Source organism: Synechococcus sp. BMK-MC-1 (assembly GCF_014279955.1).
Classification (GTDB): domain Bacteria; phylum Cyanobacteriota; class Cyanobacteriia; order PCC-6307; family Cyanobiaceae; genus Synechococcus_C.
The window spans coordinates 109,427-123,779 of the sequence record NZ_CP047939.1 but is presented as its reverse complement, the minus strand read 5'-3'; the positions used below and the strand labels follow the sequence as shown (position 1 = coordinate 123,779).

General features: G+C 50.5%; 8 protein-coding genes and 1 pseudogene. 7 read left to right on the top strand and 2 right to left on the bottom strand.

All coding sequences use genetic code 11. The annotated features are described in order from the left end of the window. Nucleotides 1–74: 74 nt before the first annotated feature. The 3 genes and pseudogenes from SynBMKMC1_RS00600 to SynBMKMC1_RS00590 all read left to right on the top strand — a co-directional run bounded on the left by SynBMKMC1_RS00600 (nt 75) and on the right by SynBMKMC1_RS00590 (nt 3,761). Entirely contained in the window at nt 75–1,064 is a 990-nt protein-coding gene (locus SynBMKMC1_RS00600; RefSeq protein WP_186472334.1) for a GntR family transcriptional regulator, read from the top strand. A gap of 55 nt (nt 1,065–1,119) precedes the next feature. Then, on the top strand, nt 1,120–1,884 hold the full coding sequence (gene cysE / locus SynBMKMC1_RS00595; RefSeq protein WP_186472333.1) for a serine O-acetyltransferase: 765 nt from the start codon (nt 1,120–1,122) through the stop codon (nt 1,882–1,884). A 269-nt stretch (nt 1,885–2,153) separates the two neighbouring features. Continuing rightward, nucleotides 2,154–3,761, top strand: a pseudogene (locus SynBMKMC1_RS00590) (IS5 family transposase). A 293-nt stretch (nt 3,762–4,054) separates the two neighbouring features. Here SynBMKMC1_RS00590 and SynBMKMC1_RS00585 read toward each other — a convergent pair. After that, a complete protein-coding gene (locus tag SynBMKMC1_RS00585) occupies nt 4,055–5,008 on the bottom strand; it encodes an NAD-dependent epimerase/dehydratase family protein (protein ID WP_186472332.1) in 954 nt (317 codons plus the stop codon). A gap of 76 nt (nt 5,009–5,084) precedes the next feature. Here SynBMKMC1_RS00585 and SynBMKMC1_RS00580 point away from each other — a divergent pair, with 76 nt between their 5' ends. Genes SynBMKMC1_RS00580 through SynBMKMC1_RS00570 form a run of 3 tightly spaced genes read left to right on the top strand, consistent with a single transcriptional unit; the run spans nt 5,085 to nt 9,925 of the window. After that, nucleotides 5,085–5,780: a peptidylprolyl isomerase gene (locus SynBMKMC1_RS00580; RefSeq protein ID WP_186472331.1), complete on the top strand. Its 696-nt coding sequence runs from the start codon at nt 5,085–5,087 to the stop codon at nt 5,778–5,780. 33 nt (nt 5,781–5,813) lie between these two features. After that, nucleotides 5,814–8,759: an ABC transporter transmembrane domain-containing protein gene (locus tag SynBMKMC1_RS00575; RefSeq protein WP_186472330.1), complete on the top strand. Its 2,946-nt coding sequence runs from the start codon at nt 5,814–5,816 to the stop codon at nt 8,757–8,759. Continuing rightward, nucleotides 8,759–9,925: an HlyD family secretion protein gene (locus tag SynBMKMC1_RS00570; RefSeq protein ID WP_186472329.1), complete on the top strand. Its 1,167-nt coding sequence runs from the start codon at nt 8,759–8,761 to the stop codon at nt 9,923–9,925. The genes SynBMKMC1_RS00575 and SynBMKMC1_RS00570 overlap by 1 nt, the downstream gene beginning before the upstream one ends. A gap of 9 nt (nt 9,926–9,934) precedes the next feature. Here SynBMKMC1_RS00570 and SynBMKMC1_RS00565 read toward each other — a convergent pair whose 3' ends face one another. Then, on the bottom strand, nt 9,935–11,119 hold the full coding sequence (locus SynBMKMC1_RS00565) for an acyltransferase (protein ID WP_186472328.1): 1,185 nt from the start codon (nt 11,117–11,119) through the stop codon (nt 9,935–9,937). Nucleotides 11,120–11,143: 24 nt separating this feature from the next. On the opposite strand from SynBMKMC1_RS00565, the gene SynBMKMC1_RS00560 reads away from it, so the two are divergent. Then, nucleotides 11,144–14,341, top strand: coding sequence for a rhamnan synthesis F family protein (locus SynBMKMC1_RS00560; protein ID WP_186472327.1), 3,198 nt, complete (start codon nt 11,144–11,146; stop codon nt 14,339–14,341). Nucleotides 14,342–14,353 lie beyond the last annotated feature (12 nt).

Sequence of the window (14,353 nt, the reverse complement as noted above, 5' to 3'; positions counted from 1 at the left end):
CACAGACCACCCAGGCAATTGTCACCGAGCGATCCTGTCCTTAGGGTGGCCGCATTCCGACCTGGCCCACCGGCGTGCGATTCCACATTCAGCAGGAAAGCGACATCCCGGCGTCGACCCAGCTCTACAACCAGATCTGCTTCGCGATCGCGGCCCGGCACTACCCACCGGGGCATCGCCTGCCCAGCACCCGGCAGCTGGCCATGCAAACCGGCCTGCACCGCAACACCATCAGCAAGGTGTACCGCCAGCTGGAAACCGATGGCGTGGTGGAAGCCATGGCCGGCTCGGGCATCTACGTGCGCGACCAGCAGAAGCCCCGCGAGATCCGTACGCCCGCGAGCCCGCGCAACCGCGGAGTGACCGATCTCGACCGGGAAGTGCGCCAATGCGTGGACGGGCTGCTGAACGCCGGCTGCACCCTGCAGCAGACCCGCGACCTACTCACCCGGGAAATCGACTGGCGCCTGCGCTGCGGTGCCCGGGTGCTCGTGAGCACCCCCCGGGAAGACATCGGCGCCTCGATGCTGATCGCTGAGGAACTCGAGCCCTGCCTGGATGTGCCGGTGGAAGTGGTGCCGATGGAGGAGCTGGAAAGCGTGCTGGAGAGCGCCAGCAACGGCACGGTGGTGACCAGCCGCTATTTCCTGCAGCCCGTGGAGGAACTCGCCAAACAGCACGGCGTGCGCGCCGTGGCTGTAGACCTCAACGACTTCCGCGCCGAACTGGCCATGCTCAAGGAACTGCGCGGCGGCAGCGTGGTGGGCCTGGTGAGCATCAGCCCTGGCATCCTGCGGGCGGCCGAGGTGATCCTGCACAGCATGCGCGGCAACGAGCTGCTGCTGATGACCGCCACACCGGATGTGAACAGCCGCCTGCTCGCTCTCCTGCGCGCCTCCAGCCATGTGCTCTGCGACCGCCCCAGCCTGCCGCTGGTGGAGCAGAGCCTTCGCCAGAACCGCTCCCAACTGATGCGCATGCCCCAGGTGCACTGCGCCGAGAGCTACCTGAGCGCCGACACGATCGAACTGCTGCGCAAGGAAATCGGCCTGCTAGCCGCCTGATGGTGATGAACTGCCACAATGGCGCCCTCGAGCGCTGAGGGCGCGGAGAACAGGCATGTTCAAGAACATCCGCGCCGACCTGGCGATCATCCGCGAACGGGATCCAGCGGCGCGAGGCCCGCTGGAAATACTGCTCTGTTATCCGGGCTTTCAGGCCCTGAGCCTGCACCGGCTCAGCCACCGACTGTGGCACTCCCGCTTGCCCTTGAAACTGGCAGCACGGCTGCTCAGCCAACTCGGACGCAATCTCACCGGCGTAGAGATCCATCCCGGCGCCCGGATCGGCCATGGCGTGTTCATCGACCACGGCATGGGGGTTGTGATCGGCGAAACCGCCGAGGTAGGCGATCGTTGCCTGTTGTATCAAGGGGTGACCCTGGGAGGCACGGGCAAGGATCACGGCAAACGCCATCCCACCCTGGCCAACAACGTGGTGATCGGCGCCGGGGCCAAAGTGCTGGGAGCCATCCAGGTGGGCACCAACACGCGCATCGGCGCAGGCTCGGTGGTGGTGCGCGATGTAGAAGCCGATTGCACCGTGGTGGGAATCCCTGGACGGGTGATTCATCAGAGCGGCGTGCGCATCAACCCTCTGGCCCACTCCGCCCTGCCGGATGCGGAGGCGAATGTGATCCGCAACCTGATGGAGCGAATTGATCAGCTGGAGAGTCAGGTGAGCAACCTGCAAAACAGCCTGCGATCCATGAGCAACGGCCAGCCACAGAGAGACCTGTACCGCGGGAAATCACAAAATCTCAAAGATCGTGAAATCCTCGAATTCCTCGGAGAAGCAAGCGAAAAAGCGGAATACAGGGATTAAACAGTAAAGATCAAACTAGAGAACAAAAACAACGATTAGCAAGATCAAGAGAACCCACCAAAGGAATAGAGATCACAACACTCAGGAACAAAGCAAAACAGAAACGGCAACATCCTGCTCACGAAACGTATAAACAAAAAACGTCGTTAAATTGGGGCCTCCTGAACAAGTCCAGACCCACTGCAGCGCAATGGATTCCAGCAGTTTTTGACGGTAAAATGTATGCAAACGGGCCGATTTGAGCCCCAAAGCGACCCGGAGTTTTCCACATGTACCGACGTGAGCATCGTCACCAGCTCTCGTTCGAAGACTTCTTCCTGCCGTTCGGCGGCAAACTCTCTGGTGACAATCGCTGGATCAAGCTGGCTGAGCTCATTCCGTGGGATGAGCTGGAGGATGATTACGAGGCCCAGTTCTGCAAGGGATTCGGAGCGCCAGCAAAGCCCTTTCGCATGGCATTGGGTGCCTTGATCATCAAGGCCCGCCTCGGGCTCACGGATGAGGAGCTGATTGAGCAGATCAAGGAGAATCCATATCTCCAGTTCTTCATCGGCCTGGAAGCATTCCAGTATTCGGCACCGTTTGATCCATCGATGATGGTTTATTTCCGCAAGCGTTTGCCGGAAGCCGTCGTGAATGACTGCAACGAACGGATTGTGCGCCACGGCCTGAATGCCATTCGCTCATCCGATACCCAGAGGCCAGGCGATGACAATGACAGTGGTAGCGGATCGACCAATCCTGCAGACAAGTCAAAGCTTTCGCCCCAGAAGCAGTCGAATCAAGGTTCACTCTTGATCGATGCCACTTGTGCGCCGGTGGATATCCGTCATCCAACTGATCTATCACTGCTCAATGAAGCCAGAGAGGTGACTGAGATCCTGATTGATGCGATGCATCCTCAGGTCAGAGAAAGCTTTGGCCATAAGCCGCGTACGCACCGGAAGCAGGCGAGGCAGCAGTTTCTTGCAGTGGCCCTAGCCGAAGGCTTCTGCGAAGCAGTAGAAGAAGAGACCTCGGATCAACAAGATCCGCAAGGCGATCAAGCAGCAGCCTGGCCACTTGAAGCGAAATCTCTCGAGCATCGACGCCCTGATCGCTTGTGGCGGCTGCCTTCTGGCCGCTGGACGGCACATCTACCAAAAGTTGCTGGTGGTCAGTGAGCTGGTCCGCCAGCAGGCCATTCTCGATCACTCAGACAGAAGAAGCATCCCTGATCGCATCGTCAGTCTCTATCAAGCACATATCAGACCGATTGTCCGCGGGAAAGCTCGTTGCAATGTTGAGTTTGGAGCCCTAGCCCGAAGGGCTTCCGCTTGCGGTAGATCTCAATTTCTGTCACCGGCGAGGGATTCACCTTCCTCGATCGCCTGAGTTACGACCCCTATAACGAAGGAGAAGACCTCAAGGCTCAAGCGATCGCCTATCGCCGCCGATATGGTCACTACCCGGAAGTAATTTGTGCTGACCAGATCTACCGGACAAGATCAAACCGTGCATTCTGCCGGCGTCATGGAATCCGCTTGAGCGGCCCACGACTTGGTCGACCGAAGAACGATCCTGATTTGGTGGCCGCCGAGAAGCGGCAGTTCATCGATGACCAGCGCCAAAGAAATGCCGTTGTTGCCGAAGGCTTCTGCGAAGCAGTAGGCAAGATCGGACAAGGCAAGCGGCGCTTTGGACTGGGCCTGATTCGTGAGAAGCTCCCTGCAACACAGGGTTCAACCATTGCGCTGAATGTTCTGGTGATGAACCTGGAGAAGCTACTGGAGCTTCTTTTTGTCTTTTTTGCGTACTGGCTCCAGCTTCTCCTCGGCAATGAACCAGGGAAGGGTTCACGTTTTGCGCAATTGAGTAATAAGTTAGCCCCGGCATGAACTACAAGGCTCCAAGCCATCCGAGCTAAGGTCTTTCACCGATTGGGCTCGGGCTGACTTTCTCAGGAAGCCCCAAGGAACATGCCCCACACAGGCACGCCGACGGAACGAGCGTATGCTGCCACCAATAGATATTGATAACAACCTTTCACCGACTTATCAGGCAACGCTCACAAAGAAGCTGCCAGAAGGGCTGTCGAGCTTTCAGGGGCAGCGAGCCACACGGAAAAACGTCGGCCGACTAGGGCAAGTAACCGAGACGACAAAGAACAAGTGGACAGAGATTAAACTGGCTAAACTCCATTCAGGCCTTGACGTGTAAGGGAAAGAGTTAAACCAGCATCCAAATCAATCATGGGTTTCCATTTGAATTCGGACGCAATGAGAGAAATATCGAGTTCACTCACGGCAACATCAAAAGGGCGTGCTGGAAAAAGTCGAACATCTGCCTGACGACGCGTTAACAGCTCGATGCGTTGAATCAAATCAGACAACGAAAGCGAGAGGGAAGACCCCACATTCAATATCCTCTCGGAACCCTCATAGGAAACGGCAATCGCTAGAGCACGAACAAAATCAGAAATGTGCAGAAAATCCCTCTTGACCGATCCATCACCCCAGAGATGAATCGGCTCACCACGAAGTACCTTGTTGAGGAAAACGCTTGGGGCACCCTGCAGTCCCTCAGGGCGTTGTCGACCTCCATAGGGATTGGATAGCCGAAGAATGAGGTAATTCAAACCATGCAAAAAATGCTCTTGATAAAGATAGTTTTCGATCACGAGCTTGTGGATGCCGTAGGGGCAAACCGGCCTGCATAATGATGTCTCGCTTGTGGGCGTAGGTGCGTCGGGTCCGTAAACAGTTCCGCCTGAAGAGATGAAGATCAAACGCAGGGGCTGAATGTCCCTCAGCATGCGAAGCAGTGCCACTGTGGGCTGAACCTGCTGCTGCCAATCAGACATTGGATCCTCCAGCGACATAGCTGGAGAACACGTCCCGATGCAGTGAATCACGCACGAGCAATCCTTCAACGCCTCTTGGCAGGCGGTTGGACAAGCCAAATCGCCGACCACCGCCTCAAAATTCGGATGTGAGCACACCAGCGGTGGCAACAAGCCAGGGAAGCTTCTGGAAAAAACGCGTACCTTGTAGCCCAACCGCAGCAACTCCTCAGCCGCATGGCTCCCGATATAGCCTGAGCCACCCAAGATCAGGACACGCATTGAAGCAGTGAATTCAGGCAAGGATGCGACTAACGTGTGAGAATTCAGGCCGAACGGAACCAGTGAGCTTAAATGGTAAGCCAGTTCTAACGGCGTAATGGAACTCGACGCACAGCAGCGCAAAATGCTGGCAAAGCATGAGCTGCTCATCCCTTTGCTAAGCAAGCAGATCGTTGCGGAGGCTGTCGGTTCTACCCAACTGACCCCTGAGCAGAGCGAGCAAGCAATGGTGGCGTGGTGTAAGCGGCGAGGAATGGCGGTGCAGCAGGAGTTGCTTGAACGGCACTGCAAGGCCCATGGAATTGAACAGGAAGACCTCCGTTGGCAAGCAGAATTACCAGTCAGAATCGTTCTTTACGGTCAAGAACATTTCAGCCATCGTGCTGAACAACGATTCTTACAAAGGAAAACGCAACTTGATCAAGTAATTTATAGCCTTATTCGAGTGCAAGATCCAGGATTGGCACAAGAGCTTTACCTGCAAATTTCTGGCGGTGAGAGCACATTCGCAGATTTAGCATCAGAGCATAGTCAAGGTCCTGAGAAAAGCACGAGGGGAATCGTCGGACCAACTCCTCTCACCCAGGCGCATCCAAAAATCAGCGAGTTACTGCGGTCAGGCACCGACGGACAGCTGTTTGCGCCACTGCGTATTGATCCATGGTCACTCATTGTTCGCAGAGAAAGCCTCCAACCCGCTGTGTTTAATGATCGAATGAAAACGATGATGACAAAAGAGCTCTTTGATTTGTGGGTCAACGAAGAACTTCAAAGAAAATTAATTGGGCAGTAAATATAAAAACTAACCAAGCAAACTTAACTCATCATGACTTCAACATCACCTCAAGACCTCCAAGCTCTCAAGGCCTACATGCCCTTCAAGGCTGTATCGCCTGCTACAAACAAGTTCCTGGAGTCTTCGGTTGAAATCTACCGCTGCAAAATTGGTCACCAACTAATCCAGCGAGAAACGCTGCCCAATCGAATCTTCATCGTTTTGCAGGGGCATGTGAGGCTTTTGGGTGCTCACCACGGACAACCGTTCACCCTCGGCAGAATGGGCCCAGGATCAATTGTTGGACTTGCATCACTGCTGAGAGCTCAGCCGTGCGAACAAGTCTCAGCAGCTTCTGAACTACTTGTAGCAAGCTTAAAAGACAAGGATGTCTTGAAATTAATCGAGAGTGATGAGGAATTCCGATCATGGTGTCAGAATCACTTTTGGTTGGCCGAAACCTGCGAATTAATCGATCTGCTCACAATTAATGTAGCGACTCCCCTAGGACCTCAAGAATTAAAAGAGCGCGCGGAATCCATTCATCAAAGAGTTCGAGTTGTTGATCCAGCCAAACCACTACCATCCCAAATTGATAGCAACGATCAACTCATTACTGCAAGTGCCAATATCGAAGGGAAATCCTTAGGTGATTTCATTGATCAAAATCAACCTTTGCCATCAATTAGACCACCCCTGTTCGCAAGATTGGTTGCGTTGGACAAGGAGTCCATTAAGACCCTCCAAACCACAGATGTTGAAATCGTCAGTGATGCAATTTCCAGTGACAGGCCAGAGATCACCTCGAGCGCGGAACGCTCAGGCCTGGATTTTGGCCAAGTTAATACAGAACAAAATCTAAAATTAATTAGAGCAAAAGGGGAGATTCCAGAAACACTGGCACTGTTCTCAATGGTGTCAAAAATAATGGAGCTTCCCTACAGAAAAGATGCGATTGAAAAAGTTCTACGCGACAAAACAAAACGTGGAATGAAACCGGATTTGCAGCTCGTAGGTCAGATCGGCGCCATGCTCGGGTTGCTGGTCACTGCTGCAAAGATCCCAGCCAAGGCGATTACACGAATGATCACTCCATGCATCATTCCTTGGAATGGTGGATTCGCGATCGTTGTGCGCAGCCACGCTGATGGTGTTGTTCTCGCTTCACCAGCTGAGGGTTGGCTGAAGATCAGTGCCGATGAAATTGAAGGCAAGTTTCCGCAAGGTCTCGAGGTACTGCTCATGGAGAGAACCATTGCCTCGCCTGAAAATCGTTTTGGTGTGTCGTGGTTCTGGCCAGCACTCAAGCGCTATCGAGGCATGCTCCTACAAGTTCTCGGGGCTTCATTCGTTGTTCAACTCTTTACGCTTGCAAACCCTCTTCTGATTCAGGTCATCATCGATAAGGTCATCAACCAGAGAAGTTTAGACACCCTCCAAGTTCTAGGCATCGCCCTTGTTGTCGTAACGATCACCGAGGGATTACTTGGCAGTTTAAAAACCTATCTATTCACTGATACAACCAATCGCATCGATATGCGTTTGGGTGCAGAAGTGATTGACCGGCTACTGAGATTGCCACTGGGTTATTTTGATAAGAGACCAGTCGGTGAACTAGGAACTCGGATCGCCGAACTCGAGAAAATCAGAAACTTCTTAACCGGTCAAGGGTTGATGACCGTTCTGGATGCAGTCTTCTCAGTGATCTATATCGGCGTGATGCTTCTTTACAGCTGGCTACTGACCATTATTGCCCTAATCGTGCTTCCGATTCAGATCGGTTTGACACTGGCAGGATCACCAATTATTAGACGACAAATACGAGATGCGGCGACTGATAACGCCAAAACACAAAGCCATCTTGTTGAAGTGCTTACAGGCATTCAAACAGTGAAGGCTCAGAACGTTGAAATGGTTAGCCGCTGGAAATGGCAGAACTTTTATTCACGCTACATCTCAAGAACATTCGATAGAACGCTCACAGGCACAGCACTGACACAGTCCAGTCAGGTTTTGCAAAAGCTTTCTCAATTACTTGTGCTCTGGATTGGTGCAACTCTCGTTCTCGATGGTCAGCTCACCCTTGGTCAGTTGATTGCCTTCAGAATTATTTCCGGTTACGTAACACAGCCGTTATTGAGGCTGTCTTCAATTTGGCAGAATATTCAAGAGCTTAGGGTATCATTCGAAAGATTGGCAGATATTGTTGATACTCCCGAAGAATCTGATGAAACTGATCGATCCAAAATTCCTTTACCTCCAATTCACGGAAAAGTTACTTTTGAAGAATTAAGTTTTAAGTTCTCACCGAACTCACCAGACGTACTCAAAAATATCAACCTCGAAATTGAACAAGGAAAGTTTGTTGGAATTGTTGGTCAAAGTGGTAGTGGTAAGAGTACATTAATGAAGCTTCTGCCGAGATTGTATTCGCCGAATCAAGGTCGAGTCACCATCGATGGATACGATATTGACAAAGTTGAACTCTATTCTCTAAGACGCCAGGTTGGCATTGTTCCCCAAGAACCACTGCTCTTCTCAGGAACGGTGAGTGACAATATTGCACTCGCAAATCCCGATGCCAGTAACGATGAAATTGTGGCCGCTGCAAAGCTTGCTGAAGCGCACGACTTTGTGATGGGTCTTTCTGCTGGATACAGCACGAATGTTGGTGAACGTGGAGCTGCCTTGTCTGGTGGACAAAGGCAACGAATCGCAATTGCCAGAACGCTATTAACAAGACCGCAATTGCTGGTGATGGATGAAGCGACCAGCGCATTGGATTACGACACTGAAAGAAGGGTCTGCGAAAACCTGCTCGATGGTTTAAAAGAACATACGGTCTTCTTTATCACTCACCGACTGTCTTCAATTCGCAGAGCAGATTCAATCGTGATGATGCACGAAGGTGCTATTGCTGAAATTGGAAGCCATGAAGAATTAATGGCCGCGCGTGGTCGTTACTTCGCTCTCTATCGCCAACAGGAGGCAAACTAATGAACAATCAACAGAACACACCTTCACAACTCAATAATCAACAAGAGTCAATGCCCGATGATATTTTGGGGGATGGCGATAAATCGCTGGTTTTGAAACAACCTCGCTATTGGGCAAGAGCGATAACATGGAGCCTGATGGGAATCACTCTGTTTGGGGTGGGATGGCTTGCGATCGCCAAAACAGAGGAAATAGTTACCGTAACAGGAAAATTAGAACCCTTAGGAGTTGTCAAAGAAGTACAAGTCCCAATTGGTGGTGTGGTTGAACAAATCCTCGTCGAAGATGGAGAAAAGGTGAAAAAGGGTCAGATTGTATTACGCCTCGACACCGAAGCAACGATGGAAAGAAAAAACAATATCGAGAAAACCATTCAGTATACAGGCCAGCAGCTTGATTTAAAAAGAGTCGAATTGGCGCGATTTTTAGATGTCAACCAAACAACGCAGGACGTCCTGAAAAAGAGAATTGTTCTTGAAAAGGAAATCTTAGTGCGCTACAAAAAGCTTGCCGACGAAGGGGCAAGTGCAGAGCTTCAATATTTGACGCAAAAAAACAAAGTGCAAGAAGTTCAAGGTCAACTTGACGAAACAATGGTGGAGAGATTACGGCAGGAAGCAATTCTTCAGCAAGACATCCGCGGATTGCAGAGCCAATTAGCAGATCTGCAAAGCCAACTGACAGAGTTGAATGTGAATATTCGCTATCAAGCCATCAAATCACCAGTTGACGGAGTTGTTTTCGACTTACAACCAAAAGCCACAGGGTTTGTTGCACAAACAAGTGAGCCTGTCATGAAGATCGTTCCTTTTGACAAATTAGAAGCACGCGTTGAAGTTCCAAGCAAAGACATCGGTTTTGTCGCCGTTGGTAAACCAGTCGACATTAGTATCGATTCATTTCCAGCAAGTGATTTCGGTGTGCTTGAGGGAAGCGTACGTTCCATTGGTTCTGATGCATTACCTCCCGATCAAAACAACAACAGCTACCGATATCCAGCAGATATTCAACTGAACTCACAACAGCTGAAAATTAAAGATGGCAGTGACTTGCCACTCCAAGTTGGTATGTCACTCACGGCCAATATAAAACTAAGGAAGGTTAGCTATCTGCAGCTGTTATTGCAACAGTTTAAAGACAAAACTGAGTCCCTGCAAAGGCTATGATTCCAACCATTATCGACGAGGCTTATTAACAAGCCAACGACGAGCTCTCGGCTCCAACAAGTCATGACTTAACGCTGACAAAATCAATGTCAGCGTGAGCAAAATAATCGAGTAACTCCAAGTTGGCATCGTTTTAAAGATCGTCATATTGTATTGCGGATTGGCAAATCTTAAAGTGAGCCATTTCAGCAATGGTTGATGAAATAAATAAATACCAAAACTTAATTCTCCAAGTCGCAGCATCGACGGATGGCAAAGTATTGATCGTGTAAAAAAACCCAACCTAAAAGCCAATAGGCATGTTAAGGCAACCAGAACAATGGCGGACCACCATTGAAGCAACAGAAGGCGAACAGAGTCACCAAAAGCAACTGCAATACCGGGATCCCATTGGTAACTTATAAAGAGGAGGTAGAAGAGACAACCAAGTAAAAGCACTTCCGCAATTGAGACCTGCCACAGCAATGATGATCGACGAAGCAAAGCCACTAGTTGTTCTCGACGCAATGAGATCTTAGCCTTGCACCAGAGTTGGCCAGCCAGGATTCCCGAGCCAAATTCAAACAAGCGAACCGCAGGATTGATATAAACAATCCCATGCCAGGTTGGTTGTGCCAACGCTGTAGCATCAAACGCAGACCAACCCAACTGAATCGCGAGCAAGGTTAAGAAAGCTCCAATCATGGCTAAAACCACCAGGGGCTTGACAGCGAAACGCCGCAACAGGCGATTGAGAGCAGGAAAAACAAGGTAAAAACACCATTCAACAGAGATGCTCCAAGCCACTGCATTCAATGCAAAATAAAAATCCGGAATTGGGATGAGTGATTGGAGTAGCAAACCATTGGTCAGAAACACCAAACCGCTCGACAACACGTCCAACTGCTGAGGTAAGTAAGCATGCCGTGGCAAGATCACTAACACCAGAAGAATTGAAAGCATCGTTGCTGGCCAAATACGCGCAAAACGAGCCCGAATAAATTGCAAACCTAGGAATCGCTCATCAAAGTAGGCATAAGCAAGGACAAAGCCTGACAAAACGAAGAAGAAGGAAACCGCTAAGGATGCCGGAGCTACAATGGGAAGAAATCCCGACTCTCCAGCGTGCTGCGCAAACACCATCAAGGCAGCCGGTCCACGGGCACCGGTGAGCGCCTCAAGACGCGGTCGCACCACGAGATGTTGGAATGTCATACGTTCTGAGAGCTGCTAAAGGTCATGGCGATCAACCCCTGCGATCGATCCAAGATCGACAACGCCCTGCATTGGTGGCCCAAAGCATTACCTGATTCACCTCTCTGGCGTTGGATACCACTGCTGCTGGCACTCCAGGCACAAAACCCAGAGGGTTGGCGATGGAAGCTGAGCAATCAACACGACCGACAAAGCAGAAATCTACTCTTCGAAGTGCTGGGGGTTGCTGAAAGCACAAATACAGTCGATTGTGACCTGCTGATCGTGAATTCATGGAAACAAGACAATGGTGAAATCGACGCATCAACACCGAATCAAGCCAGCGAAATCGTTCACTTAAAAAAAGGATCGATTATTTTGTCTCTGCCCAAATATCTATCAGCCCTAAAAGCAACGAATCAGGAACTTTTTGAAGTGCATCTATCAACCCCCACGGCAACGAATCAGGAACTTTTTTCACTACGACAAGACATCGCTATCTACCAACAAGATAAGACAGAGTGGCTTGATAATATCCTTGAGAACTTACCAACACTGATCGAAAGAGGGATTTATTTTCAAAGACTTGCCGATAACAATGGAATGAACTTGCGCAACTGCATACAACACATTTCAGAGCACTATGGCAATCAAGCGCGTCAACAAAATCAACTTCTAAAGCAACAACAACAACTCCTGCAGAAACAACAACAACTCTTACTAAGTTATTCTACGCGTGTCAGTGAAATGAAAGGCTCACGCTCGTGGCAACTATCCAAACCGTTAAGACAACTGGCTGATCAGCTTCGCAAGCAAAAACCAGCTGGGGACCTGCCAACAGTTCCACCCTTGTACATCGAAGACCTGCCAACAATTCCACCCTTGTACATCGCCGATAACTTGCCAGAAGCGCGATCTCCGGTGGACGCAGTAATGGAAACGTCTGAGCAGTCAAAACCAGCGGCATTGCTTAAACAGCAGGGTCAACGCCGGCACCGTGAGGATCAGAAAACTGTCGTTGTTGTTCTTCATGAGGCATCATTTACGGGCGCTCCGATTCTGGCCTGGAACGTAATCAACGACCTAAAAGATGACCACAACATAATAATCATAAGCTTGAGACGCGGTTCACTTGAACAAGAACTACTATCTATCTGCACGTGGCTGATTTCACCCACTGAGCATCATCAAGGATTTGACTACGACCTCGCAAGTCCCATTCTGCGCGAACTAATTGCGAATACAACGGTGCATTGGGCACTCACCAATTCCATCGAAACATGGCGATGGCCAAAGATCATGCATCAACTCGGCATACCCACAGTGATGCTCATCCATGAATATGCCACCTATAGCACCGAGCAAAATGCGTTTAGAGATGCCTGTCTGTGGTCAACGCGCGTGGTCTTCTCCTCTCCGGCAACCCATGCCGACATGACGCGCGTTCATCCTGAACTAGCCAACACACCCGTCGAATTGATTCCCCAGGGGCGCTGCAAAATACCGGGTCAAAAAGAAGAAAAACAGACGGCTTCAGCCCCCAAACCATTTCAGTTGAGTTCCATCCCTGAACTCAATCAACGACTTGATGGCGAATGGCTCGATCAATGCTTACTCGTGATCGGAAGTGGCACACTTGCACCTCGCAAAGGAGTCGACATCTTTATCAGCGTCTGCAACCGTTTGCTTCAACAGTCATCACAACCAGTGCTCTGCCTTTGGCTCGCTGGTCCTGATCGAACCTCCGACTACAAACCCACAAGGATGTGGAGCGACGACCAAATTCGCAGAAGCGGTATTGAAGACAGGGTTCTCATCATCCATGCTCACGACAACTATGACAATCTGATCCAAAGGGCTGATCTCTTTATGTTGACATCACGGTTGGATCCATTACCCAATGTGAGCCTGGATTCGCTGCACAGCGGCGTGCCAACATTAACATTTTCACAGGCATCTGGAACAGCGAGCTGGCTTGAACGTGATCCATGGCTCAGGGAGCGCTGTGTTGCCCCCTATCTCGATACTGAGACCATGGCTGCCCAGGCACACCAGCTTTTAGAGAACAGCGAAGAACGACAAGAAGTGAGCGATCGCGTCAAAACCCTGGCGAAGGAAACTTTTTCAATGCACAGCTACAAACGCAAAATACGCAGCCTCGGGGAGCTGTGCATCACATCAGCCCAGCATCAAAGAGCAGTAATAGAAGAAATCATTCAAGCCAAGGTTTTTGATCCTGATCTAGCAATCGCTCCTGGCAGTGCGCCAACGACAAACCTGCCGTTTGCGGTTGCCAACTATCTTCAAAGCTGGGAGCGACAGATCCAGATGCGCAAACCCTGCGCAGGTTTTCACCCAGGTCTGTTTGCCGACCACACTCAAAATACAAACGGTGACCCATTCTATGCCTGGTTACAAAGCAATCGTCCACCAGGCCCCTGGCAACAAACAGTGCTGTCGCCAATGTCCAACTCAAACAAACAGCCAAAAAGCGATGAGCAGATCGGTATTCACATTCATGTTCATCATCTCGATCTCTTAGAGGAAATTATTGAGCGATTCGCTCACAATCAAAGCACACCGAGATTGTGGATCACGATCACTGATCCCTCACTGCAAAGCCCCATCGAGGAAATGATAAGCAACCGATCCTTAAGCCTTGTCGACATTCGCTGCTACCCAAACCGTGGTCGTAATTTCGGACCTCTCTTACAAGGATTGGGCCATGAGCTTGATCAACAATGCACAATCTATGCACACCTGCACACGAAACGCAGTCAACATCTGGATGCAGCAACCACCGCTCGTTGGCGTGAATTTCTTTTAGACCATCTCTTAGGTCGTGATGGATGCCCTATGATGGACACAATACTAGAAGCATTCAACCGCGATCCAAATCTTGGGTTGGTTTATGCCGATGATCCCCACTGCATCGACTGGACAAGCAATCAAGCAAGTGCACGGTTGCTCATGAACCAACTCAACCTAAGCAAAGAAGAGCAAGACTCAGTGATGCCGCCGGGGATCTCAACCGTGGATTTTCCAATTGGAAGTATGTTTTGGATACGCTCTGGAAGCTTGAGTAAGGTATGGTCGAATCCATGGCCAATCGATGCCATGCCGCAAGAACCATTGCCCAGTGATGGCACCGTTTTGCATGCCCTTGAACGCTTGCTACCTGGTCTATGCCGAAACACTGGCTTTCAAACCGCAGTGACCCATGTACATGGATCAAGACGCTAACACTGCATTAAC

Excerpts from the sequence above, each read along its gene's own strand:
- SynBMKMC1_RS00580 (WP_186472331.1), top strand. The coding sequence starts at position 5,085 with ATGGAACTCGACGCACAGCAGCGCAAAATGCTGGCAAAGCATGAGCTG.
- SynBMKMC1_RS00565 (WP_186472328.1), bottom strand. The coding sequence starts at position 11,119 with ATGACATTCCAACATCTCGTGGTGCGACCGCGTCTTGAGGCGCTCACC.
- cysE (WP_186472333.1), top strand. The coding sequence starts at position 1,120 with ATGTTCAAGAACATCCGCGCCGACCTGGCGATCATCCGCGAACGGGAT.
- SynBMKMC1_RS00575 (WP_186472330.1), top strand. The coding sequence starts at position 5,814 with ATGACTTCAACATCACCTCAAGACCTCCAAGCTCTCAAGGCCTACATG.
- SynBMKMC1_RS00560 (WP_186472327.1), top strand. The coding sequence starts at position 11,144 with ATGGCGATCAACCCCTGCGATCGATCCAAGATCGACAACGCCCTGCAT.
- SynBMKMC1_RS00570 (WP_186472329.1), top strand. The coding sequence starts at position 8,759 with ATGAACAATCAACAGAACACACCTTCACAACTCAATAATCAACAAGAG.